The sequence below is a fragment of the Micromonospora sp. DT231 genome, from assembly GCF_049847025.1.
Lineage (GTDB): Bacteria > Actinomycetota > Actinomycetes > Mycobacteriales > Micromonosporaceae > Micromonospora.
On sequence record NZ_JBNCNO010000004.1, the window covers coordinates 603,251 to 625,848 of the forward strand.

22 protein-coding genes and 2 pseudogenes are annotated in these 22,598 nt (G+C 70.9%); 9 read left to right on the top strand and 15 right to left on the bottom strand.

Translation table 11 applies throughout. The features are described from left to right. Positions 1–187 precede the first annotated feature (187 nt). Positions 188–553: pseudogene (locus tag ACPXBU_RS14235) on the bottom strand (transposase); the annotation flags it as partial. Between ACPXBU_RS14235 and ACPXBU_RS14240 the strand changes: the two are divergent. The 3 genes and pseudogenes from ACPXBU_RS14240 (at position 539) to ACPXBU_RS14250 (ending at position 2,083) form a co-directional block, all read left to right on the top strand. Beyond that, positions 539–748 carry a hypothetical protein gene (locus ACPXBU_RS14240; protein WP_425758337.1) on the top strand — a complete coding sequence of 70 codons (210 nt, stop codon included), beginning with the start codon at positions 539–541 and terminating at the stop codon, positions 746–748. The pseudogene ACPXBU_RS14235 and the gene ACPXBU_RS14240 overlap by 15 nt on opposite strands. Before the next feature lie 96 nt (positions 749–844). Beyond that, entirely contained in the window at positions 845–1,411 is a 567-nt protein-coding gene (locus tag ACPXBU_RS14245) for a hypothetical protein (RefSeq protein WP_425758338.1), read from the top strand. 2 nt (positions 1,412–1,413) lie between these two features. Next, positions 1,414–2,083 (top strand): annotated as a pseudogene (locus ACPXBU_RS14250) (nucleotidyl transferase AbiEii/AbiGii toxin family protein). Between the two features lie 559 nt (positions 2,084–2,642). On the opposite strand, the gene ACPXBU_RS14255 reads toward ACPXBU_RS14250, so the two are convergent. Then, positions 2,643–3,107 carry a group II truncated hemoglobin gene (locus tag ACPXBU_RS14255; RefSeq protein ID WP_425758339.1) on the bottom strand — a complete coding sequence of 155 codons (465 nt, stop codon included), beginning with the start codon at positions 3,105–3,107 and terminating at the stop codon, positions 2,643–2,645. A gap of 162 nt (positions 3,108–3,269) precedes the next feature. After that, a complete protein-coding gene (locus ACPXBU_RS14260; protein WP_425758340.1) occupies positions 3,270–4,229 on the bottom strand; it encodes a hypothetical protein in 960 nt (319 codons plus the stop codon). A 189-nt stretch (positions 4,230–4,418) separates the two neighbouring features. Here ACPXBU_RS14260 and ACPXBU_RS14265 point away from each other — a divergent pair, with 189 nt between their 5' ends. Beyond that, on the top strand, positions 4,419–4,934 hold the full coding sequence (locus ACPXBU_RS14265) for a TetR family transcriptional regulator C-terminal domain-containing protein (RefSeq protein ID WP_425758341.1): 516 nt from the start codon (positions 4,419–4,421) through the stop codon (positions 4,932–4,934). Positions 4,935–4,951: 17 nt separating this feature from the next. On the opposite strand, the gene ACPXBU_RS14270 is transcribed toward ACPXBU_RS14265, so the two are convergent. Beyond that, positions 4,952–5,458 (bottom strand): hypothetical protein, encoded by a 507-nt coding sequence (locus ACPXBU_RS14270; RefSeq protein ID WP_425758342.1) that lies wholly within the window; start codon positions 5,456–5,458, stop codon positions 4,952–4,954. A gap of 202 nt (positions 5,459–5,660) precedes the next feature. Between ACPXBU_RS14270 and ACPXBU_RS14275 the strand changes: the two genes are divergently transcribed. Continuing rightward, a complete protein-coding gene (locus ACPXBU_RS14275; RefSeq protein ID WP_393366026.1) occupies positions 5,661–6,005 on the top strand; it encodes a DUF1801 domain-containing protein in 345 nt (114 codons plus the stop codon). 120 nt (positions 6,006–6,125) lie between these two features. On the opposite strand, the gene ACPXBU_RS14280 is transcribed toward ACPXBU_RS14275, so the two are convergent. Both ACPXBU_RS14280 and ACPXBU_RS14285 read right to left on the bottom strand, forming a co-directional pair. Then, positions 6,126–6,308 carry an NUDIX domain-containing protein gene (locus ACPXBU_RS14280; RefSeq protein WP_425758343.1) on the bottom strand — a complete coding sequence of 61 codons (183 nt, stop codon included), beginning with the start codon at positions 6,306–6,308 and terminating at the stop codon, positions 6,126–6,128. A gap of 163 nt (positions 6,309–6,471) precedes the next feature. Then, positions 6,472–6,843: a winged helix-turn-helix transcriptional regulator gene (locus tag ACPXBU_RS14285; protein ID WP_393366022.1), complete on the bottom strand. Its 372-nt coding sequence runs from the start codon at positions 6,841–6,843 to the stop codon at positions 6,472–6,474. Between the two features lie 46 nt (positions 6,844–6,889). Here ACPXBU_RS14285 and ACPXBU_RS14290 point away from each other — a divergent pair, with 46 nt between their 5' ends. Then, the gene (locus tag ACPXBU_RS14290; protein WP_425758344.1) at positions 6,890–7,822 is read left to right on the top strand and encodes an NAD(P)-dependent oxidoreductase; all 933 of its coding nucleotides are present in this window, start codon (positions 6,890–6,892) and stop codon (positions 7,820–7,822) included. Here the strand turns inward: ACPXBU_RS14290 and ACPXBU_RS14295 are convergent. After that, entirely contained in the window at positions 7,782–8,432 is a 651-nt protein-coding gene (locus ACPXBU_RS14295) for a CGNR zinc finger domain-containing protein (RefSeq protein ID WP_425758345.1), read from the bottom strand. The genes ACPXBU_RS14290 and ACPXBU_RS14295 overlap by 41 nt on opposite strands. Before the next feature lie 149 nt (positions 8,433–8,581). Here ACPXBU_RS14295 and ACPXBU_RS14300 point away from each other — a divergent pair, with 149 nt between their 5' ends. Further along, entirely contained in the window at positions 8,582–9,799 is a 1,218-nt protein-coding gene (locus ACPXBU_RS14300) for an MFS transporter (protein ID WP_425758346.1), read from the top strand. 131 nt (positions 9,800–9,930) lie between these two features. Here the strand turns inward: ACPXBU_RS14300 and ACPXBU_RS14305 are convergent, their stop codons facing one another. Beyond that, complete coding sequence (locus ACPXBU_RS14305; RefSeq protein ID WP_393366015.1) at positions 9,931–11,352, bottom strand: glycoside hydrolase family 6 protein; 1,422 nt, start codon at positions 11,350–11,352, stop codon at positions 9,931–9,933. A gap of 97 nt (positions 11,353–11,449) precedes the next feature. Further along, entirely contained in the window at positions 11,450–12,670 is a 1,221-nt protein-coding gene (locus ACPXBU_RS14310) for a DUF418 domain-containing protein (RefSeq protein ID WP_425758347.1), read from the bottom strand. A gap of 366 nt (positions 12,671–13,036) precedes the next feature. On the opposite strand from ACPXBU_RS14310, the gene ACPXBU_RS14315 reads away from it, so the two are divergent. Then, entirely contained in the window at positions 13,037–14,419 is a 1,383-nt protein-coding gene (locus tag ACPXBU_RS14315; protein ID WP_425758348.1) for a lectin, read from the top strand. 126 nt (positions 14,420–14,545) lie between these two features. Next, entirely contained in the window at positions 14,546–15,790 is a 1,245-nt protein-coding gene (locus tag ACPXBU_RS14320) for a PP2C family protein-serine/threonine phosphatase (protein WP_425758349.1), read from the top strand. Between the two features lie 9 nt (positions 15,791–15,799). Here ACPXBU_RS14320 and ACPXBU_RS14325 read toward each other — a convergent pair whose 3' ends face one another. The 6 genes from ACPXBU_RS14325 to ACPXBU_RS14350 form a co-directional block, all read right to left on the bottom strand. Further along, on the bottom strand, positions 15,800–16,150 hold the full coding sequence (locus ACPXBU_RS14325) for an STAS domain-containing protein (protein ID WP_393366008.1): 351 nt from the start codon (positions 16,148–16,150) through the stop codon (positions 15,800–15,802). A gap of 112 nt (positions 16,151–16,262) precedes the next feature. Continuing rightward, positions 16,263–17,423 (bottom strand): alanine racemase, encoded by a 1,161-nt coding sequence (locus ACPXBU_RS14330; RefSeq protein ID WP_425758350.1) that lies wholly within the window; start codon positions 17,421–17,423, stop codon positions 16,263–16,265. Beyond that, a complete protein-coding gene (locus ACPXBU_RS14335) occupies positions 17,420–19,018 on the bottom strand; it encodes an IucA/IucC family protein (RefSeq protein ID WP_425758351.1) in 1,599 nt (532 codons plus the stop codon). Before ACPXBU_RS14335 ends, ACPXBU_RS14330 begins: the two co-directional genes overlap by 4 nt. After that, positions 19,015–20,640, bottom strand: coding sequence for an IucA/IucC family protein (locus ACPXBU_RS14340; RefSeq protein WP_425758352.1), 1,626 nt, complete (start codon positions 20,638–20,640; stop codon positions 19,015–19,017). The genes ACPXBU_RS14335 and ACPXBU_RS14340 overlap by 4 nt, the downstream gene beginning before the upstream one ends. Continuing rightward, a complete protein-coding gene (locus ACPXBU_RS14345; RefSeq protein ID WP_425758353.1) occupies positions 20,637–21,809 on the bottom strand; it encodes an ATP-grasp domain-containing protein in 1,173 nt (390 codons plus the stop codon). The genes ACPXBU_RS14340 and ACPXBU_RS14345 overlap by 4 nt, the downstream gene beginning before the upstream one ends. Before the next feature lie 153 nt (positions 21,810–21,962). Continuing rightward, on the bottom strand, positions 21,963–22,436 hold the full coding sequence (locus ACPXBU_RS14350) for a hypothetical protein (RefSeq protein WP_425758354.1): 474 nt from the start codon (positions 22,434–22,436) through the stop codon (positions 21,963–21,965). Between the last annotated feature and the right edge of the window lie 162 nt (positions 22,437–22,598).

The following is a 22,598-nucleotide window of genomic DNA, read 5'->3' on the forward strand; positions in this document are numbered from 1 at the left end:
CTAGCGACCTGCGGGTTCACCTGGGGTGGCAGGGAGTGGCCCACGTTCACCCCCGTCACCCGGACCGCCGTTCTCCCAGCACAGGAGCACACCCGGAGCACACGAGCCCCGGTTTGCGACCGGCGGTCGGCCGTGATGGCCCGCGTTGGCATCGGTTGACCCGGGTTGGCACCCGCTGGAGGAGTCTCTACGCGAGTTCGTACAGTGCCACCTCTGCTGATCTTGGTTGTTTGGGCTGGTAGGGAGTCGTGTCGCGGATGCAGGCCCAGAGGACGTTGAGGCGTTGTCTGGACAGGGCGGCGGTGGCTTGGCGGTGGGTCTTTCCTTCGGCTCGTTTCTTGTCGTAGTAGGCGCGGGATCGTGGGCAGTGGGTCAGGGCGGTGAAGCTGGACATGCTGAACACCCGGCGTAGCCCGCGGTGGTAGCGGTGGGGTCTGACCTGGTGGCCTTGGCGGCGGCCGGAGTCGCGGGAGATCGGCGCGAGTCCGGCGTGCGCGGCGAGTGCTGCGGCGCTGGGATAGGTGGTCAGGGTGCCGGCATGGGCGACGCCCTCGATACCCTCTTCCTCGCCGGCCCGATCTCCTACGACGGCCTACTCGTCCAATGCGCCGGCCGCGTCATCCGCGCCGCACCCGGCAAGGACGTCGCCGAGGTCCACGACTACCACGACCCGGCCGCCCCCATCCTTGCCGCCTCACTCCAACGCCGCATGCCCGGCTATAGGGCCCTCGGCTTCACCAGAACATGAGTGCATCCGATCGCAATCACCATGGCTGGTCCTGCCGGTCACAGAGATATGACCAAAAGCCAAGCGCGCTTGGCCTAGCGTATTAGGCTGACGAGCATGAGCCAGTTCTCCGAAGATGAGCTGCATGAGATTGTCTCCCGGTACGAGGCGACGCGGGCGGCCGCGTTGACCGAGCGGGACGAGCAGCTGCGGGCGTTTCATGCGGCCGGCTGGCGGCCGGTGGATCTGCAGCGGATCACCGGGTACAGCCGGGAGACGATCCGTCAGGCGCTACGACCGGAGGTTCGGCGGGCGACCAACATCAGCCGGCGCAGGACATCACCCCAGCCGCCGGCGGACTACCAGCCCTACGGAGACCGGAAGCCCTACGTTGTGGCCGAAACCCTCGCCGCACTGCACGGCCCCACCAAAGGGACGGTGACGCTTCCGCGTCACCTCGACTGGTCCGGCCACGCCGAGTATGACCTGAGCCGGGCCGCGCGCCTGGCCAGCATGTACAAGGTGGTGCTCACCGAAGCCAGCACCGTCGAGGACCTGAACACCTGGCTCGACGCCGACCTGCTCCGGCGACTCTGGCCCACCCTCTGGCTGCCACCCCAGCTCCGCCAGCGCTGGGAAGAAGCCTTCCCCGAACTTGCCGCCACCCGCAACAACGCGGCATAGCGGTGGACCCCTTCCACGAACGCCTCGCCCGCACCGGACTCACGGCGGCCGATCGATACGGCTTCGCGCTGGCCGGCGGCTACGCGGTCCAGGCCGCCGGGCTTGTCGAGCGGCCCAGCGAGGACGTCGACCTGTTCACCGCCTGGGACCGCCGCAACGAGTTCACCGCCGCGGTCACCGCCGTCGTGCACGCCTACCGGGACGACGGCCTGACCGTCGAGACCGAGCGCCAGTACGACACCTTCGCCCGGCTGGCCGTCACCGACGGTATCCGGGTTTCCAAGGTCGAACTCCGCGTGGACTGGCGCGCCAACGAACCGATTCTCATGGCGATCGGACCGGTACTCCACCCCGACGACGGTCGCGAACAAGATGAGCGCCCTCTACGGACGAGCGTTCGCCCGTGACTTCATCGACATCGACGCCACGCTCCGATCCGGCCGCTACACCGGCGAAGCCCTCCTCGACCTCGCGCAGCGCGCCGACCGCGGCTTCGACCCGCGCGTCTTCGCCGACGCCCTCGGACAAGCCGCCCTGCTCGATCCTGAGGACTTCGCCCAGTACGGCGTCACCGGCCGAGCGCTGGACGATCTCCGCAACCGATTCACCGAATGGCGCCGTGAACTGCTCAGCGAGGAGGAATCCACTCGACCCGACGGCTCCGTCAGCTAGCGCTCCAGCTGATCTTCGGCAAGCGATCGCAGCAAGGCCGCAAAGCGACCGGCACACACAGGCAGAAAGCAGAAAGCCGCAGGCCATCGCCCTGCGAACATCGACGGAGCGTCGGTTTAGGAAACCGATGCTCTATCCCCTGAGCTACGGGGGCGCGAGGGCCTAGTCTCGCGACCTGGGGTTCAGCTGGGGTGGCAGGGAGTGGCTCACGTTCACCCACGTAACCCGGACCCCCGTTCGCCCAGGCCAGGGAGGGTCGGCTGCCATCTGGGCGACGACCCGGCCGCGGTGGCAGGGACTGGCCCCCGTTCACCTGCGTTGACCCGGGGTGACTTCCGCTGGAGACCACACAGCGACCACATCACCGAGATCAACATGGGCTTGTCAGGAACCCGAAAGGCCACGATGACCGCATGCTCCGGTGCGCCACCACGGATCCGTCTCGCCCGTCCCGACGCGGACGCCGTCAGCACCTCATGGTCGCGACGGACATCGGCGCCCCCTCATCGCGGCAGGTGCGGACGTCCATGGCAGCTGGCCGGAGGGAGCCTCAAGGCCGTCAGGGTCTTCCAGATGCCGAATCAGACTGCCGCGACCACGTCCACGCGGGAACTTCACGGATCGGATGCAGCTGGTCGTCGCTCTCGGCATGCGAGTTCTGCTGGGCCACGCGGGCGCCGAACTCGAGGTGTTCGCGCACGGCCGCGCGGAAAGCGTCATCGTCCGGTAGGCCGGCTTCGTCGATCGCTTCGAGGTAGAGGGCGATGAACCGCTCCCGCTGCTCGTCGGTGATCTTCAGATGGCGGTGGACATCGATGATGTGCTGAAATCCCAGTCCGCCGGTGAACCTGTCCGGGCCGCCGAAGGACTCGGCCGTGAACCACGTGAGGTGTTCGACATGGCTCGGCTGGCGAGCGGGGAACACGCCGCGCAGCACGGGGTCGTCCAGCACCTTCGTATAGAACAGTTCCTCGAGACGATGCAGCGCCTCGTCGCCGCCGGCAAACTCGTACAGAGTGGACATGGACTCGTCCTTCGTTGCCTGGACTGAGCGACTGGCGCGCTCGACCGCTGTGAACGTACCTCGTAATGACAAGCATGGTGACCTCCGCGTCGACCTGGAGTGGCACGGATTGGCCCGGGGGTTCGACGGTGCTGCGGCGGGCCGGTGGCAGAGCCGCACATGTCAGAGGCGGAAGATCCGAACTATCAACCCGGCGTCGTGCATCGTGTGTGGCGCGAAGGCGTGGTACGCCCAGGCGTGCACCCAGGCGTTGCCGGTCCGTACGGTGAGCCAGGTCTTGAATGCGCCGGGCACCGTGTAGATGAGGAGTACGAACAGGATCGTCAGCGTGGCCTCGCGTGGCGACCCGAACCTGCCCCAGCCCTCGAACACGTGCAGTGCCGCGTACGTCAGGCCGCCGAGGACGAGGGTCGCGGTGGTGGAGCCGGTCAGACGGGCGTATCGGGGGACGAGGATGCCCTGCACGAAGATGACTGTGGGCAGCACCGTGCCGGCGAAGTACAGCACGAATGTCAGTGGCACTCCGACGGCGAGTTGGCCCGGGGCCAGGCCTGCGAACGCGTGACCGAGCACCACCCATTGCGCGAGCGATTCGAGGACCAGCACGGCGAGGATGAGGATGACGTCGCCGCGCCGATCCGCCGAGCGCAGACACAACTGGCGGGCGGTGTAACGCCGCCGGAACCACAGGAGTGGCAACAGCGCGTAGACCACGACGTTGTACGTGGCCCAGCCGAGCGCCTCGGCGGGCCCGACCGGATCGGTGGTGCCGACGAGCGTACCGGCCAGGTGGAAGCCGATCGGGTGCCAGCCGAGCGCTCGGGCGATGAGCAGGCCACCGAGTTGGGCGAGGACGCCGTACGCCAGGACGAGTCCTGTTTCCCGGCGAGCGGTCGGGAGCGTCGGTGCGTGCTCGGCGATCATCGGTGCGGGTCGAGCGCGGGTGAGCGCGAATGTGACGGCGGCGAGCAGCACCAACTCGACGAGGGTGGCCTGAGCGGCGATCACCTGGCCGATCCCGGATGGCGGGTCGTGCTGCGCCGGCCAGTCGAAGGGTGCGTCGCCGGGCGCGAGAATTAGTACCGCGCCGTTGAGTGCGATCCAACCGACCACCGCTGCCATGAACCAGGGATGTTCTCGACGTGACACAGATGCCCCCGTTTATCTAGCACAGTTGTGTTAGCACAAGAAGGTAGCACGAGTGTGTTATAAAAAGTGGTGCCGAAGTTGGTGGATGCGCAGGCCCGACGGACCGAACTCGCTGAGGCGGTCTGGCGGATCGTGATGCGCGACGGCCTTGAGCAGGCATCCGTGCGAAACGTGGCACGCGAGGCCGGCCTGTCGATGGGTTCGTTGCGCCACTTCTTCACCACCCAGTCCGAGCTTCTCGGATTCGCCCTACGGCTGGCGGGAGAACGGATCGAGGAGCGGATCCGAGCCGTGGACACCACGGGCGACCAGCGTGCGGTGGTCCGGTCGATGATCGACGAGATGCTGCCGCTGGACCGGCCACGGCGCGGCGAGTGCGAGGTGTGGCTCGCGTTCACGGCACGCGCCGTCGTCGAACCGACAATGGCCGGCCTGCGCAGGGACATCGACAAAATCCTCACCGACGCCTTCATCACAATGATCCGGCGACTGGCCGACGCCGGTGCGCTCCGGCCCGGACTCGATCAGTTGGTCGAGGCGGAGCGTCTCTATGCCCTCGTCGACGGCGTGATCCTGCACGCCCTCCTGCGCCCCGGCCGGACGTCGAACGCAACCGCCAAGGCCACCGTCGCTGCGCACCTCGACCAGATCGCGCCAGCCACCGCGGACGAACGCTGATCAGCCGTACGGCGGCATCACCCGCCGTAGAGGTGAACGCGGTGGTCGACGTCATGGTCGGGCCTGCGGGAGATGAACTCGTCGCGTCGCACCTGGTCGTTGGCCACGAGAATCAGCCAATCCTCGTAGTACCAACTCGGATTGCACGCGCAGCTGGTGACGGTGAACCGGAAGTTTGCCCGGTACCGGCCGACCTGCCCGGGAAGCAGCGTGAAGAGACGGCCTGGACCACTCTGGCGAGGGTAGGCGGCCCGGCCGGGTAGCCGGTCGACGACCAACCTCGCGGTTTCCGTCGACAGCCACAGGCCGAGGTCGTGAGCACGCCCCACACCGCCACCGACTACCTCGTCCTGGCGCGTGTATCCGTTTGCCTCATCGGCGAGTACGTCGTGGACGACCACGTCACCGGCCGGCAGTGACGGAGGAAGCAGCACCGGACGACACAGCCCGCGTCGCGCATTCGCCTGCGGCGCGCCGCGGGCAGCCGCGCCCCACCGCACACGTATCCGCTGGACGGTGATCACGACTCACTCTGGCCCGCCGGGGCGGCGACGCACCAGTCGTTTTCGGCATCGTCGACCCCCGGCGCACCGGGGCAGACGGGCCGGGGGTACGGCCGGCGGATTCGCCCGAGGCGGGTGGCAGTGCAGAGTAAGAGCGAGGCGGTCACCGACCCTCGGCTACGACACGTCCGGAAGACCAGTGAGCACCGATCAGGGAGAAACTGTGAACGACGAGGTCACCCAGTACATCAACAAGACGCAGCCGTGGCAGGTCGAGGTCTGCGAGAAGCTGCGCGCGATGATCGACAAGACGGTTCCAGGCGTGGAGGAACGACTCCAGTACGGCAAGCCGCACTACCTCAAGAACGGCCACTACGCGGCCGTCATCGCGGTGGCCAAGGCCAAGGTCTCGTTCATGGTGTTCAACGCGACGGACGTCCCCGCGGTCAAGGGGTTCCTCCGGGCGATGGGCAACGGCGAGCGCAAGACCGTCGACATCACCGAAGGGCAGGACGTCGACTTCGACGCACTCGCCGACATCCTGGGTAAGACCAGCGCTGGCCTGTAGCTACGGGCGTGCCGCGATCGACTTGTGGTGCCGGCCGACGTCCGTCCTGCGGCGTGGGCCGGCACCGTGCCCGTCGAGTGCGCGGCGCGAGACCAACCTCGACAAGCCGTGGGGATCTGGTCAGTCGAAGACGTGACGACGCTGGACCTCGAAGCGGAGCGGGCTGATGTCGTACTCGATCTCCCCCAGCTTGCGCACGACGGTGAGCCCCGTCAGCCCGGTTTCTTCGCGGGCCTCGCGCAGCGCGGCGTCCGCCGGATCCTCACCTGGGCGGACGCTGCCGCCCGGCACCTGGATGCCCACCTCCTCGTAGCTGAAGTCGGCTGGTGCTCACCTTCTCGGGCATGGCGCCTCCCTCCGCTGGATTCCTGATGCGCCGACCCGCGCCGTAGCCACTTTTTTGTGGGTACTTGTCGGCGCGTCGGGCGTCGGGTGAATCTGGTTGTGGCGGGTCGCGGGGCCGGGATCACGGGGAGGTGGGTGATGGCGCGGGAGGCCCGTCGGCCTCGGTGAGCTTCTCCAGGCGACGGTGGCCCCAGTCGGCGACGGGAGCCAACGCCTCGGAGAGGTCCCGGCCGAACGCGGTCAGGGAGTAGACGGTCTTCAGGGGCAGCACCTCGTGCACCTCCCGGTGCACCAGCCCGTCGGTCTCCATCTCGCGGAGCGCCTGAGTCAACACCTTCTCGGTGAGACCCGGCAGTTGCCGGCGCAGCTCGCCGGGACGGCGGGGACCGGATTCCAGCAGCCAGAGCAGCGCCGTCTTCCATTTGCCGTCGATCACGGCGATCGCGGCGGTCACCCCGCAGACGTTCAGGTCCTGTGCACGACTGCGCGTCATCTTCGTCCTATTCGCTCTTTTTCCTATACTTTCTGGGAGCTGAAGCATGTCCTCGTACTCCGAAAAGTCTGTCACGGTGCTGGGCCTGGGGCCGATGGGGCGGGCCCTGGCCGGCGCGTTCGTGGACGCCGGCCTGCCGACCACGGTCTGGAACCGGACCCCGGGCCGGGGACGGGACCTGGTCGAGCGGGGTGCCGTCGCCGCCCGGTCGGCCGAGGAGGCGGTCGCCGCGAGCGGGCTGACGGTGGCCTGCGTGGTGAACTACGACGCCTCGGACGCCATCCTGAGACGCGACGCGGTCACCGACGCGCTCAGGGGGCGCACGGTGGCGAACCTGACCGCGGACACTCCGGGCCGGGCCCGGGACACCGCGCAGTGGGCGGTCGGGCACGGCATCGGGTACCTGGACGGGGCGATCATGACGCCGACCACCTCCATCGGGACGCCGGCCGGAGTGTTTCTCCACAGTGGCCCGTCAGATCTCTATCGGGTGCACCGTCAGGTGCTGGACGCGCTGGGCGGCACCCACACCCACCTGGGCGAGGAGATCGGCCGGGCCGCGGCGTACGACATCGCGTTGCTCGACATCTTCTGGACCGCGATGGCGGGCTATGCGCACGCGCTGGCGGTGGCGCGGGCGGAAGGTGTCACCGCGCGGGAGCTGGCACCGTTCGCCGCCGGCGTCGGCGCGATCCTTCCGCCGATCTTCGAGCAGGCCGCGGAGGAGGTGGACAGCGGCACCTTCTCCGGCGAGGACAACCCCATCACCTCGGCGGTGTCGTCGATGGCCCACATCGTCCACACCTCCGAGGCTCACGGCATCGACGCGGGCGTGATGCGCGCGGCCGAGGGCATGGCCCGCCGCGTGATCGGACTGGGCCACGGCACCGACGGGTTCACCCGGGTCACCGAGGTGCTGGGGCGCTCTCGCCTGCTGCCTACGAGCGTGCCGTCCGGGCGGCACGGCGACGCTCGGTGAGCCGCCGCGCCTTCACCACGTTGCCGCAGTCGGCCATGCGGCACCAGCGACGGGACCCGCTGCGGCTCTGGTCGAGGAACAGCCAGCCACAACCACCTTCGCGCACCGGGCAGCGGCGCACCCGGGTCAGGTCGGCCGTCAGCATGACGTCGAGGGCGGCCCCGGCGATCCGGTCGGGCACCAGCATGGTCGGCACCGTGCCGTAGGTCAGCCGTACCCGCGACGAGTCGAGCACGAATCGTGCTCGGGCGGCCGCGCCGGACCAGCGCTGGTGGAGGGCGACGAGCGCGGCGCCGGCCGCGACCGGGTCACCCGCCGTCGCGCCGTCCGCGTCCGTGATCGTCGCGAGCAGGACGAGATGCAGTCCTTCACGGATGTCCCGCACGGCGGCCAGTCCCGCCTGCGCGGCCGCAGGCTCGTCGCACCACGCCCGGTCGACCTGGTCGGCCTCCACGTCGCTGAGCACGCCCACCCGGACCGACCAGCGCAGCAGGGCGGAGCTGTCGGACAGGAAGTCGTGCGGCGACCCGCCCCCTCGTTCGAGTGTGTTGACCAGGTCGAGCACCGGGTGCCCGCCGACCAACGGCAGCTGGGACACGTCGAGTGGCATGCCGAAAAGGCTACCCCCTAAGCCATCGAAGGAGGTTACGCACCGATCGGGGAACGAGATTCCCACCGGTCTATGCTACCGTCAAAACCCTCTTAGCTGGAATCACACCGGAGCGGCTTGGACCGCGTTCAGGATCTGGGAGGTGGCCGATGGCGCACCAACGACGCGCGGCCTATGCCCTCGCCGCACTGTCCGCCGCCACCTTCTGTTACGTCACCACCGAGGTGCTTCCGATCGGGTTGCTCACCCTCATCGCGCCAGACCTGGGGCGCACCAGATCCGAGGCCGGCCTGCTGGTGACCGGGTACGCCGTGGTGGTCATGATCGTGGCGCTCCCGCTGACCCGGGTCACTCGGCGAGTGCCCCGACGCCCGCTGCTCGCCGGCGCACTCGGTGTGTTCGCCGCGGCGACGACGGTGTCGGCCTTCGCGACCTCCTACGAGGTGCTGCTCGCCGCGCGACTGGTGTCCGCCACCACCAACGGGGTCTTCTGGGCGGTGGTGTTCCCCGTCGCGATCTCGATGTTCCCTCCGCACATCCGAGGCCGGATCGTGGCTCGACTGTCGATCGGCAACGCTCTCGGCCCGGTCCTCGGCGTGCCACTGAGCACCTGGTTGGGCGGGCAGGCCGGGTGGCGGGCCGCCTTCGTCGCGATGGCCGTCCTCGGCTTCGTCACCTGCCTCGCTGTCGCCCTGCTCCTGCCGAGCGTCACGCCACTTCAGGGTGCGGGCGATGTCGGGCCCCTGCCGGATCGACACCGCTTCGTTCTGCTCCTCGTCGCCACCATCCTCGCGGTCACCGGCGCCATGGGCGCGTTCACCTACATGACAGTCTTCCTCCTCGACGTCAGCGGGTTCGCCGCCGCATCTCTCGGCCTGCTGCTCTTCGTCCAGGGCTCGTTCGGGGTCGCCGGCACCTGGGCGGTCGGCCGGGTGCTGGACCGGTTCCCGCTCGGTGTCGTGCTGGGTCTCCTCGGGCTCATCACCGCCGCGATGCTCGGCCTCTACGCGGTCGGCGGGAGCAGGGCACTGACGATCCCGTTGCTCGCCGTGGCGGGGATGTCCTTCAGCTCGCTGATCGCGGGAATCCAGCACCGCGTCATGCAGGTGGCCCCGTCGACCACCGACATGGCGTCGGCCAGCCTCAGCGTCGCGTTCAACGTCGGCCTCGCCGCCGGCTCGCTCATTGGCGCGGGCCTGCTGGCGACGATCGGGGTGCGCGTCATCCCGTTGTTCGGTGGCCTGCTGACGGCCGCGGCGTTCGCGTTGCTCGCCGGCCACGAGATGTCCCGCCGGAGAAGACACCGGGAGAGCGCCAGTCGTCGTCCCGACCTACCATCGGTCGGACAATCCGTGGCTCAGGTGTGAGTCGTGGACGAGAGCGCCTGAGCCGACGCATCCGCCGGCTGCCGTCCCGGCTGATCCGTCGCCGGCCCCGACGCGGACGGGCCCGGGGCGGAGCGTGGTGCTCCGCGCCGGGCCCGTGACGTCGAGTGGGGTCAGCTGGCCGCGCAGATGGCCGTCGCGCCCGGGCCGGTGCCGGTGCCCTGGAAGCCGAAGTTCGTCGACTGCCCGGCGCCGACGCGTCCGTTGTAGCCCACGTTCGTGAAGCTGACGGTCCCGCTGGTGCCGCTGGCCTGGGCGCTCCAGACGCCGGTGACCGCCGCGCCGCTGGGCAGCGTGATGGTCGTGGTCCAGCCGTTGATGTCCGCGGAGCCGGCGGTGACCGTCACGCTCGCGGTGAAACCGCCGGACCACTGGTTGACCACCACCGACGCGGAGCAACCGTTACCGGTCGGCGGCGGGGTGGTCGGCGGCGCCGTGGTCGGCGGCGCGGTCGTCGGCGGGGCCGTGGTCGGGGGCGCCGTGGTCGGCGGGGCGGTCGTCGGGGGTGCCGTGGTCGGCGGGGCGGTCGTCGGGGGTGCCGTGGTGGGCGGGTTGGGAACGCCGTTGGCCAGGCTGTAGGCCAGGTCGGGCTGGAACGAACCGGCCGTGTAGCGGCAGCCGTCCGCCTCACCCGGCGGCTTCACCCAGAGGTACGCGTCGATGTTGCTGTCGCCGGTGTTCGTCGTCGGGTACTGCCCGATGCGCCTGTCGCTGTTGTCGTCACCGCACCAGTCACCACTGGCGCCACCGTTACGGCTGGTGTCGATGACCTGGCGCTTGCCCGAGAGGCCCATGCCGTTGAGGGCGGAGATGACCGCCCGGCCGAAGTTCGCCTCGCTGGAGGTGGAGTTGTAGTTCGACACGTTGCTGAAGAAGCCGTCGGCGTACTGCACGCCGGCCGCCCGGAGCCGATTGGCCGTCTCACCCGCGCTGTTCCAGGTGGAGTGACCGGCGTCGAGGTACACCTTGGCGTTGGGGTTGCCCGACTTGATGGTCCGGGTGGCCGTCGAGATCGCCTGATTGCGCGCGTTGATCTCGCCGCTGCTCAGGCACGTCAGCAGGGCGAGCGAGTCGGTTTCCAGGATGATGATGACGGTCTGGTTGCCCAGTCCCCTGGCGAAGTTGGACACCCACGTCTGGTACTGGTTGAGGTCCGGCGCCCCACCGGCGCTCGCCCCGCCGCAGTCCCTGTTGGTGATCTCGTAGACCGCCAGCACCGGGATCTGTTGTGCCGCGTTGGCGGCACCGATGAACCCGGACACCTCGGACTGCACGGTGGAGGGGTTGAAGTTGGCGAACCAACGGGCCTGGGGCTGACTCGCGATCTTGTCGCGGATGACGGCCGCCCGCGAGTCGCCGGGGTTGGCGGCGACCCAGCGGACGACTGCCGAACTCGGGTCGCGGTAGAGCGATCCGGACAGCGTGCCGGCGGAGGCGGTGCCGACGGTGAGGCAGACGCCGACGGCGGTGGCGCCCGCGACGGCCGCCAGGCTGGTGGCTACCGATCTGCGGCGGAGCGAGGAGAGGATAGCCACGACGTGTTGCCTCCTGGTCACATAGACGTTTCCAAGTTGGTGGGAGCGTTCCCATGGACGGTAGCGGAGGCACGCTTCGCTGCCAAGACGTGGAGACCTATCGATGCAATGCCGGGCTGGTGTCGGCGGCGCGCAGCGGTGGCCACTGCCGCTCGGTCCAGGCCCGCAACAACCACTCCATCGGCCCGTACTGGAACCGCGCCATCCACGCCGCGCTGACGGCGAGCTGCACGCCGTAGATCGCGACCGCGATGAGGATGACGACAGCGGGTGCGACGGTGCCGGCGAGGCCCAGGCCAACGCCTGTGAACACCAGCACGCAGAGCAGCGACTGACCCAGGTAGTTCGACAGGGACATCCGGCCGGCCGGCGCGAGTACGGCGACGACCCGCCGCCCCCGGTCGCTCCTGAAGAACTGGAGCAGGCTGGCCGCGTACGCCGCCGCGAGCAGAGGCGCGGTGAGCACGCCCGCCGTCAGACCGGTCAGGTTGGCGGTGCCCCCGCCCGAAGCGAAGATCACGCCACCGGCCAGGCCGATCGGATAGCCCACCTGCTGCACCCGGCGCAGGAGCTGCCGGTTCTCGCCGACGGTGGCGAGTAGCCGGCGTCGCCCGGCCGCGTAACCGAAGAGGAAGGCCGAGAAGGCGAGCGGCCCCTGCACGAGGAGCGCGCCGACCATCGCCGGCAGCTGGCGTACGTGCTCGGCGATCACCGAGCCGAGCCCACCCTGCAGTGCCTCGGTCGACCTCTGCCCGGCCGCGAGTGCCGTCGCCGGATCGGTGACCAGCTCCACCCCGCCCGTGGCGGCGAGCGCGAGGACGAAGCCGATCCCGCCGGTCACCAGTACGGCGATACGCACCGCGGTCCCGACGCTGACTCGCCGCATGGCGAAAAGGACCAGACCGAGCAATGCGTACGTGGTCAGGATGTCGCCGTGGAACAGCAGCACCGCGTGCAGGATGCCGATCACGAAGAGCCCGGCCAGTCGTCGCCGGAATCGTGGTGCGAAGTCGACGTTTCGCCGTGCGGCGGAATCGAGCTGGAGCGTGAAGCTGTAGCCGAACAGAAAGGAGAAGAGCAGATACGCCTTCATCGCGAAGAGCGCCTCGACCAGCCACACGACCGCCTGGTCACCCCACGAGTCGTGCGCGGGATCCGGAACCAACTGGAAGGCGTAGCCGGAGGCGAAGAAGGCGATGTTGACGATCAGGATGAGGAGCAGCGCCGCGGCGCGCAACGCGTCGACGTCGACGATCCGAGTGGGCTTGTTGGACGGTGCCCGATTCCTGGCAATCGGGTCTTCGATGGAAGGGTTCATTGGCCACCTCCGGAGCATCAGGAGTTGTGTTTAATGACTCTCCCGTAACGCTATGAAGTGGCCCGCCCGGATGACAGCCAGTGAGCGGGAGGGCTGTCGGTGGGGTAGGCCCTACCCCCAGAATTCCCCTCCGTGCTCGCAACCTGCCGGACACAGCATTGACATACTTCACTGTCCGATCTAGCGTCGGGTCGAATCGATTCGAGGCCGAGTCGGGGCCCCGGCACCAACCGGGGGCGACCGGTCGAAGGTGTCGGGCATCCACGGTGTCGGCCGCCGACGATTCGACGACCACCTGGTCCCGCGTGGGCGGCGAGGCCAACCGTGCGTCTCAGTCAGTTCGTGTCGAGTGGCAGGAGCCCCATCGTGACAAGACGTAGACCCATCCTTGGCCTGTTGGCAACGGCCGCGGCTGTCGTCGTGACCGTGAGCGCGGGGGCACTGGCCGGCGGCCTGGGCACCACCGCGTCGGCCGCGGACATCGCCCCGGCCGCGGCGACCGCCGGGTGCGGCAAGGCACCCACGTTGACAAGCGGTCAGCGGACCATCCAGAGCAGCGGCCAGAACCGTAGCTTCATCCTGCGGATCCCGGACAACTACGACCGGAACCACCCGTACCGGTTGATCTTCGGATTCCACTGGAACGGCGGCACCGCAGGCGACGTCGACGGTGGCGGGTCGGACGGGGCGGCCTGGTCCTACTACGGGCTGCGGCAGCAGGCGAACAACAGCACCATCTTCGTCGCCCCCCAGGGCAACGGCAACGGCTGGGCCAACCCCAACGGCCAGGACGTCACGTTCGTCGACAACATGATCAGCCTGATCGAGGCGGACCTGTGCGTCGACACCACGCAGCTCTTCGCGCTCGGCTTCAGTTACGGCGGAGGCATGAGCTACTCGCTCGCCTGTTCCCGGGCGACAGTCTTCCGGGCCGTCGCGGTCTACTCGGGCGGGCAGCTCAGCGGCTGCAGCGGCGGCACCCAGCCGATCGCGTACATGGGGATCCACGGCATCGGGGACCCGGTGCTGAACATCTCCGCCGGACGGTCCCTGCGGGACAGGTTCGTCCGGAACAACGGGTGCACCGCGCAGAACCCGCCCGAGCCACGAGCGGGCAGCCAGACCCACGTCATCACCACCTACTCCGGCTGCCGAGCCGGCTACCCGGTGGTGTGGGCCGCCTTCGACGGTGGGCACGGCCCCGGCCCGGTGGACGGCGGCGGCGAGAGCGGCGCCCGGACCTGGACCAAGGGCGAGGTGTGGAGGTTCTTCACCCAGTTCGGCAGCACCGACCCGACGCCGACCCCGACCACGTCACCCACCACGTCGCCCACCTCCAGCCCGACCACTCCGCCACCGGGCGGCACGTCGGCCCTGCGTAACGCGTCCTCCGGGCGGTGCCTGGACGTCAACGGCGCCTCGCAGACCAACGGCGCGGCGGCGATCATCTGGGATTGCCACGGCCAGAGCAACCAGAGCTGGACCGCGACCGCCGCCGGGGAGCTGCGCGTCTTCGGCGGAAAGTGTCTCGACGTCAACGGCGCCGGCACCGCGAACGGCAGCTCGGTGATCATTTGGGACTGCAACGGCCAGTCCAACCAGCGGTGGACGGTAAACGCCAACGGCTCGATCACCGGCGTTGGTTCGGGCCGGTGCCTGGACGTGGTCAGCAGCGGCACGGCCAACGGCACGCGCATCCAGATCTGGGACTGCAACGGCGCGGCCAACCAACGATGGAGCCGCAGCTGAACCCGGCGAACGTCGCGGGACAGCAACGGTAGATCCGGCTCGGCGGCGGAACCACCCGGTTTCGCCGCCGAGCCGCGCCGCTGGCAGACCATGTCGGCGCCTCCGTTGGTTGCCTATGCTCGACGGGTGGAGGACAACGATCAGGCCGTGCTGGCCGGGATGCTCCAGTCAGCCGAGGAGGCCGCTCCGGTCGAGGCCGTCGAGGCCGTCACCGGCACCATCGCCACGGCGCTGGACGCGCTCGACGTCTCGCTGCTCATCGCCGACCTCAGCGGCCGGGCACTGGTCCGGCTGACCCACCAGCCGATCACCGGCCGCCCCGGTCGGCGTCAGGGCACGGAGGCCGCCGAGGTCTTTCCGTTCGACGGTGGGCCCTACGAGCAGGCGCTGCGCCAGCAGAGCACGCTCGTGCTCCCCGGAGACGGCCACTGGACGGTGCTCGCACCCGTCACCGAGCGCGGCGAGGCCATCGGCCTGCTGGAAATAGGCCTGCCCGACGAGCCGGACACCGCCGCGATCGCGGAGATCACTCGCACCGCACACGCGCTGGCGTTCGTGGTCATCGCCAACCGCCGGCACACCGACCTGTTCGAATGGGGGCAACGCAGCACCCCGTTCACGCTCTCCGCCGAGATCCAACGCCGCCTGCTGCCCGCCTCGTTCACCTGCGAGGCCGGCTCGTTCGCGCTCTCCGGCTGGCTGGAGCCCGCCGCCAGCGTCGGCGGGGACACCTTCGACTACAGCGTGGCCCGCGACGTGCTGCACGTCAGCGTCACCGACGCGATGGGCCACGGCGTGGCCAGCGCGCTGACCGCCACCCTCGGCGTGGGTAGCCTGCGCAACACCCGCCGCCGCGGCGACAGCCTGATCGCACAGGCCGAGGGAGCAAACCGGGCCGTCGCCGAGCACGCGAACGTACGCGGGGCCTACGTGACAGCCGTGCTGGGCCGCATCGACCTGGCCACCGGTCGGTGCGAGTTGCTCAACGCCGGGCACGTCCCGCCGATGCTGGTCCGGGACGGCCGGGCCACGCCGCTGGAGTTGCCCGCCAACTTCCCGCTCGGCATGTTTCCCGACGAGGGCTACCGCAGCGGGCTGGTGCCCCTGCGGCCGGGCGACCGGCTGGTCATCGTCACCGACGGGATGCGCGAACGCAACGCCGCCGACCTGGACCTGCCCGCCGCCCTGCTCGGCATCTCCCACCTGCATCCCCGCGAGGCGGTCCGGGCGCTGTCCGACGCGGTGCTGGCAATCGCCGGACCGGTCCTGGCCGACGACGCGACCCTGCTCATCATCGACTGGTACGGGGGTGACGGATCACGTTCGAGCACCGCCGGCGCGGACACCGCCCGCGCCAGCACCTTCCCCTAGTGGCTGCGGTCACGACACCACCCGCGCCGCCTCCTCGGCGTCGTCCACGGTGTCGAAGACGTCGATGACGCGGTCCACCGAGGTGATCGACAGCACCGTGCGCACCGAGCGACCGACCCCGGCCAGGGAGAGCGAGCCGCCCCGCTCCCGCAGGTCCTTGTAGGCGACCACGAGCGTGCCCAGGCCACTGGAGTCCAGGAAACCGACGCCGCTCAGGTCGACCACCACCACCTGCACGCCGCTCTCCACCAGCTGACGCAGTTGGTCCCGCAGCTCGGGCGTGGTGCTCATGTCGAGGTCACCGGCGACCTCCACCACGGTGCCGATCCGCCCCTGCCGCGTCGACAGCGTGAAGTCCACGTAACCCCCTCGATACGGCCGTCACCGGCAACTCGGCAACACGTCGCGCCGTATCCACGGTGCCAGAAACCAGCCGCGATCGCTCGTTGACGCGTCCCCCCAGCGGCGTGCCCTACGAACTCCGCAGCACGACCGCGTCGTCTCGGGCAGCCCATTCGGCGGCCACCCGAAGCGGGTCACCGGTGCGGAAGAGCGGCGGTTCGTGCAGCAGGAAGTCCCGGTGGCTGATGTTCCAGGCGTACGCGCCGGCCATGGCGAAGGCCAGCACGTCACCCACGCCGATCGGCCCGGCGGTGGCCGAGGAGGACAGGACGTCCTTCGGGGTGCAGAGCTGCCCGACCACGGTGACCGGCCCGCCGTCGGTGCGCGCCACGTCGGACCCGCGCCGCCGGTGCACGGTGAACGGCTGCGGGTGTCCCTTCGCCGCAGGCGTGCGCAGGTGGTGGGTGCCGCCGGCCACCACCGCGAACCACTCGCCGTGGGAGCGCTTCACGTCGATGACCTCGGTGAGGTACGCCCCGCAGTAGACGGTGACCGACCGGCCCGGCTCGATACGCAGCCGCACCCCGGGATGCGCGTCGAGGACGTCGGCCAGCGCCCGGCCGTAGCCGACCCAGTCGAATCGTGCGGCCGGGTCGGCGTAGTCGACGGCCATCCCCCCGCCGACGTCGACCTCGACGGCACCGACCGCGGTGACCGCCCACTCGACCACGGCGGCGGCGACCGCGCCGGCGAGCGGGGCGTCCAGCCCGCTGGCCAGATGCGCGTGGACTCCGCGTACGTCGATGCCGGCGGGCGGGCGGCGGGCACACTCCACCGCGTCGGCCGGGTCCATGCCGAACGGGCTGGGCCCGCCGCCCATGAGCAGGCTCGCGCCGGGCGCGTCGACCGGCAGGTTCACCCGGAGCAGCACCTGGGCGGACCGGCCCGAGGCGGCGGCCAGCGCGCCGAGTCGCCGCAGCTCGGCGGGAGACTCGACGTGGACGCGGCGGACTCCGGCGGCCAGCGCGGCGGCGAGGTCCGCGTCGGTCTTGCCCGGCCCGGCGTACGCGGCGGGGGCGCGGCCCGGCAGCACCTCGGCCAGTCTCCGCAGCTCGCCCCGGCTCGCGGCCTCGAACCCGTCCACGACCGGGGCGAGGGTCCGCAGTACACCCGGGTCCGGGTTGGCCTTCACCGCGTAGAGCAGCTCGACCGGCCGGGGCAGCGCCGCCCGGATGGCTGCGGCGTGTGCCGCCAGCGCGTCGAGGTCGTGGACGTAGACCGGGCGGGTCACCGGGCCCGGCCCATCGGGTTGGGCACCGGCACGAACGGCGCGGCCCGGTCCGCGTCGCGTCGCCAGCGCACCAGGAGGTTGGCCTTCGCCACAAGCGGCTCGCCGTCGAGCAGCGCGCGCAGCTCGGGCGGGTCGTCGAGGTCGGCGGCGATCGCCTCGACGACGGCCCGCAGCTCCTGCCACAGCCGCCGTTCGATGCCCGGCCGCGCGTCGGCGAGGGCTCCGCTGATGCCACCGAGGTGGTTGACGAACAGGCAGTAGACGATCCGGTGGCGGGCGTCCGAGGGGCCGTAGCGGACCTGCGCCGGAACGCCGTCCGGCCAGGTGGCCCACCTGTCGGCGGCGAGCTTCACCCCCTCCAGGTCGCGCAGCAACATGCGTACCGGTCGGCGGTCGGGGTCGAGCACGACGACCACGTTCTGCAGGTGCGCCTCGTGCACCACGCCGTGGCTGAGCCAGCAGCGCAGCACCGCCGGCACCAGCAACTCCACGTACGCCCGCCACCAGGCCACCGGGTCCGGTGTCGCCAGCGGCTCGGCGGCCAGCGCCGCCGCGAGGATCGGGGTGTCCCCGGGTCGCAGGTGCGGGCGCAGGCCGGTGCGCAGGATCGTCCCGTACGCCTCGTCCGGGCCGGGGACGTCGACAGTGCGGTAGGCGGGCTCGGCGAGCAGCCCGACCCCGTCCGGCAGCGGCACCCGGGCCAGCAGGTCCGTCAGGGCGACCGCGCCGGTCAGTTCGTACCTGGCGTTCTTGCGCAGGCAGTTGGTGATCCGCACGTGCAGGCTGGTCTTGACGAACAGGTCGGCCGCCGGGGCGTAGAGGGTGCGGACGCTTGCCGTCGGCCGCACCGGCACGCCGGCCTCCCCCAGGTCACGCAGCCCGGGGTGGGTCGGCGGGAGCAGTGACAGCTGCCACGGATGCACCGGCAGGACGCGGTGCCCGCGTGGGGGCCGGGGCGGGTCGAGGGCGGCCACCAGCGCGTCGAACGGCCCGACGCCGGCGACCAGATCCTGCGGTACGGCGAGCCAGCGCAGCCGGAACGAGGTACGCAACTCCGGCGCGTACGCCCGCCAGTGGTCCGGGTCGCCGCTGCGCCACTTCGGGGTGGGGTGGTGCGGGTGGCCGAAGACAAGTGACTGCTCCGAGTCGACGTACGCGTCGATGGCGGGCTCGCCGGTGGGGGCGGGATCCTCGGCCGGGCGTTCGGCGAGCAGCCGGGCCACGGTGTCCCGGCTGGCCCGGACCTGCTCGACGAACTCGTCGTTCGCCAGGCCGGTACGGGTGGTGAGTTCCGCCGCGACCAGAGCGGCCAGCCCGTCGGCGTCCAGGTCCTCCCAGCGCCCGTCGTCGGTCATCCGCTGCACCGGGCCGGCGTAGCGGTGCGCGCCGAGCGACGCGACCCGCGCGACGGCGCAACGCAGCGTGACGTGCGGGTGGCGCAGCAGCACCCGGGCGGCACCGTCGACGACGAGCGGCGCACCGTCCGGCGGGGCGAGCTCGCGGATCAGGCAGCCGAAGACGGCGTGGGCGGCGGCCAGGTCGGCGAGCTGGCCGGTGGCGGTGACCGGCCGGGGGCACAACCGCACGCTCGTCATCGTGTCTCCCGGAGGTAGTTCGGGCCGGTACGCAGGTAGTACTTGTTGATGTCGGTGCAGCCCAGCCGCTGCTTGGGCAGCAGGGTGCCGGCGGTGAGCATCGCCTTGATGGGCAACTGGGCGGCGCGCAAAACCTGGTCGGTGAGGGTCCGTGCCGCCGGCCCGTCGCCCCACCGGTCCCGGGCGGCGGCGAGTCGGGGCGCCAGCGCCTCGGCGGGGGACGGCACCGGCAGCCCCCGGGCGGCCAGGGCGAGCAGGGGCGCGGCGGCGGCCAGGTGCAGGGTGATGGTGATGAACACGTCGGCCAGCTCCTGCGGATCGCGCGCCCACATCCGGTCGTCGTGCAGGGTGAGCCCGCGCGGGCCACCGTACCGCGTGTCGAGTCGAGCGCCGTCGTTGTCCTTGTAGAGCAGGCCGACCGTGGCGTCGGGGTACACCAGCAGGTGGATGTTCTGCGGGTGCGCCTCCAGGGCGATGCCGTGGCGTAACCACAGGTGGACGTGCCAGTCGAGCAGCAGGTCCAGGTAGGACTCCAGCAGTCTCTCCGGCCGGTCGGGGCTGATCCGGGCCAGGACCGTGCCCGCCACCGGATCGGTCGCGGCGAGGGCCGCGACCGGCACCACCTGGACCCCGGCCAGGTCACGCGGAAACCGGCGCAGCAGGAAGCCGCGCCGCTCGTCGCCGTCGACGTGCGCCCAGGTGCTCTCGTCGGCGTGCCGGATCCGCCCGGCGAAGGCGGGTTCGGCGTTGGCGGTCCGGTCGAGCAGCGCCGCGACCGTCGCGCCGTCGGCGAGCGAGCCCGGCTGCAGGGTGCGTCGGTTGCGGGCGCCGAGGCTCGCGGTGGGTAGCGGCAGCTTGAGATGCAGGTACGGGTCCTCGTCGAGCGCCACCGTCCGCATGGAGAGGGTGGGCCGCACCGGGGTCACCGGCAGGTCGGTCACCGGGAGCGCGTCGCGGGCCACGGTGATCGGATGCGCGGGCAGCAGTAGCTGATCCGGTCGCGGTGCGCGGGGCCACCAGGACGGCAGCTCGCCCGCGAGCCGGACGTCCCGGGCGGGGGCCGCGTACCAGCGCAGCGCGAGACGCGGGGCGTGCTCCGGGGCGTACCGGAGCAGTTCTTCGTCGGTGAGACCGTGCCGGCACCTGTCGGTGGGGTAGACGGGGTGGCCGTGGTGGGCGGCGAGCACGTCGTCCAGGAGCGCCGCCGGCAGCCCGGTCGGGGTGCTCGCGCGCGCGGCGGCCACCTCGGCGAAGACCCGTGGTCGGTGCCGAGCGGCGAGCCGCCGGGCCCGGAGGTCGGCGCGGCACTCGGCGTCGAAATCGCGCCAGCCGGCCGCCGCCTCGGCGTTGTCCCGTGGGGCGAGCAGCGTCAACAGCCCGGCCAGGGTGTCCGTCCGATGGGTGGCGCCGTCGGCCAGCACCAGCACCGTCGGCGCGGCGCTGCGCAGGGCCTGCTGGAAGCCGTCCACCCGCACCGGAATGCGTAGCAGGCCGGTGGGGTGCGGCACCTGCCACCAGCCCGGCCCGTCCGGGCGGCCGGTGCTGAGCAGACCGAGGTGGTCCTCGCGCAGCAGGGCGTCGAGCACCCGGGTGAACACCTCCCGCTCGCAGTCGTCGCTCACTCGACGATGGTCCACGTGAGGTCGGCGCGGAAGGCTGCCAACGACGCCCGGACACTGTCCCGGTCCGGCCCGATCGCGTGCAGCACGGCCAGGTAGTCGCGGTTCGTGCCGGTGTGCTCGGCGAAGCGGCCCACCGCGCGCAGCGGGCGGCAGCCCAGCCGGACCTCGCCGTGCCCGGTGTCCAGCGGGCCGGGCGCGGCGGTGAGCCGGCCCGACCGGTCCGCGCAGACGTACTCGACCTGGGCGTACCTGTCCACGGTGGTGGGTAGGCCGAGGGCGGCCACCGGTTCGCCGAGGTGCACCCGGATGACGTGTTCGAACAGCGGCACGCCGAGCAGTTCGGCGAGGATCAGGTCCATCCGGTCGCCGATGAGGCGGTAGTTCACCTCGATGAGCCGGACCCGGCCGTCGTCGGAGACGACGTACTCGGTGTGGCAGGCGCCGAGGCCGACGCCGAGCGCGTCGAGGCACGCCCGCAGCTGGGTGCTCGCCGGCTCGGTCGGGGGTGACCAGGCAAGGCTCTCCTCGGTGAAGGTCGGTGGCGGGCCGAGGGCGGTGCGCCACCCGCCGAGGGAGGCGAGATCCGTGCCGTCGCCGAGGGTTTCGAAGGTCCGCACCTCGCCGGCGAGATACTCCTCCACCACCAGGGCCGCGTCCGGCCGCCGGCCGCGGATCTCGGCGACCCGGGCGACCAGTTCGGGTCGGTCGGCCACCAGGTACGCGTCCTCGCTGGCCACCCCCTCGCGGGGTTTGACCACCGCCGGAAACATCCCGGCCGAAACCTCAGGCGCGGTGCCGGGGTCGACGGTGACGGTGCGGACCAGATCGAGGCCGGCAGTCGCGATGGTCCGCCGGGTCGCGGCCTTGTCCTTGCAGAGACGGGCGGCGTCCGGGTCCTTGCCGGGCAGGCCGAGCTTTCGGGCGGCGATCGCGGTGGCCTCCTGGAGATGGTCGCTGTTGGACAGTAGCGCCACCGGCCGGTTCGACGCCGTCGCCGCGACCACCGCGCCCGCGTCCCGGACCGCGCAGCGCGTCACCGGTGCGTCCGCCGGCCATTCGGTGGGCCGGTCGGTCAGCACCGTGGCCGACAGCCCCAGCGACTCCGCCGCCGGGAGGAACCCTTCCAGGACAGCGTCGGTGGGGTTGAGCGCGGTCAGATAGATCCTCATACCGCCTCCGTCGACTACCCGATGTCGCGATTAGGGTAGCCTACCCTTATTGGGCGTTCTCGATCAGCACGGCAGCTCGGTCAGCACGGCAGCTCGATCAGCACGGCAGCTCGGTCAGCTCAGCAGTTCGATCAGCACGGCGGACGGTGGGCGTCAGCTGTTGGCGTTCCAGAAACCGACGAGGGTGGCGGTCCACCAGCCGAGCTGGGAGAGGGTGGCGGCGGCGACGCCGGGGAGCAGGGCGGACCAGGGTGGACGGCCCCGCACCGCGACGAGTCGTTCCCGGACCCGGCCGAGGAACAGCCCGTTGACCCCGACCAGCAGCACCGCGAGCAGCTTGACCCAGACCAACCCGGACGACGTGTCCGGGCCCAGGGCGGCGCCGCTGGCGAGCAGACCCACCAGGCCCAGCCAGATGAGCAGGTGCGCACCGCGCGCGGCGGTCAGCACGGTGCCGAGCGGTTCCCGGCGCAGCAGCCAACGGAGGCTGAACCAGTCCACCGTCAGCACCGCGCCGAAGCCCACCACGAGGCAGGTCAGGTGGCAGAAGAGGGCAACCATCCGCCAACCCGGCGAGAGGGTGACGTGTGGCGCGGCGAGGATCGCGAGCAGCCATCCGACGCTCACCGTCAGGATCGAGGCGGTAACGGCGGCGCGCCCGGCCGCGCGACGATGACCACCGCGCCAACCCGCCGTCGGTGTCGAGTCGGACAGCGACGTTCTCCGCGTACGCCGCGTCGCACGCCGAGCGGGGCCGGCGGCGTCCGACGTGCCGGCACGGTGAGCGGG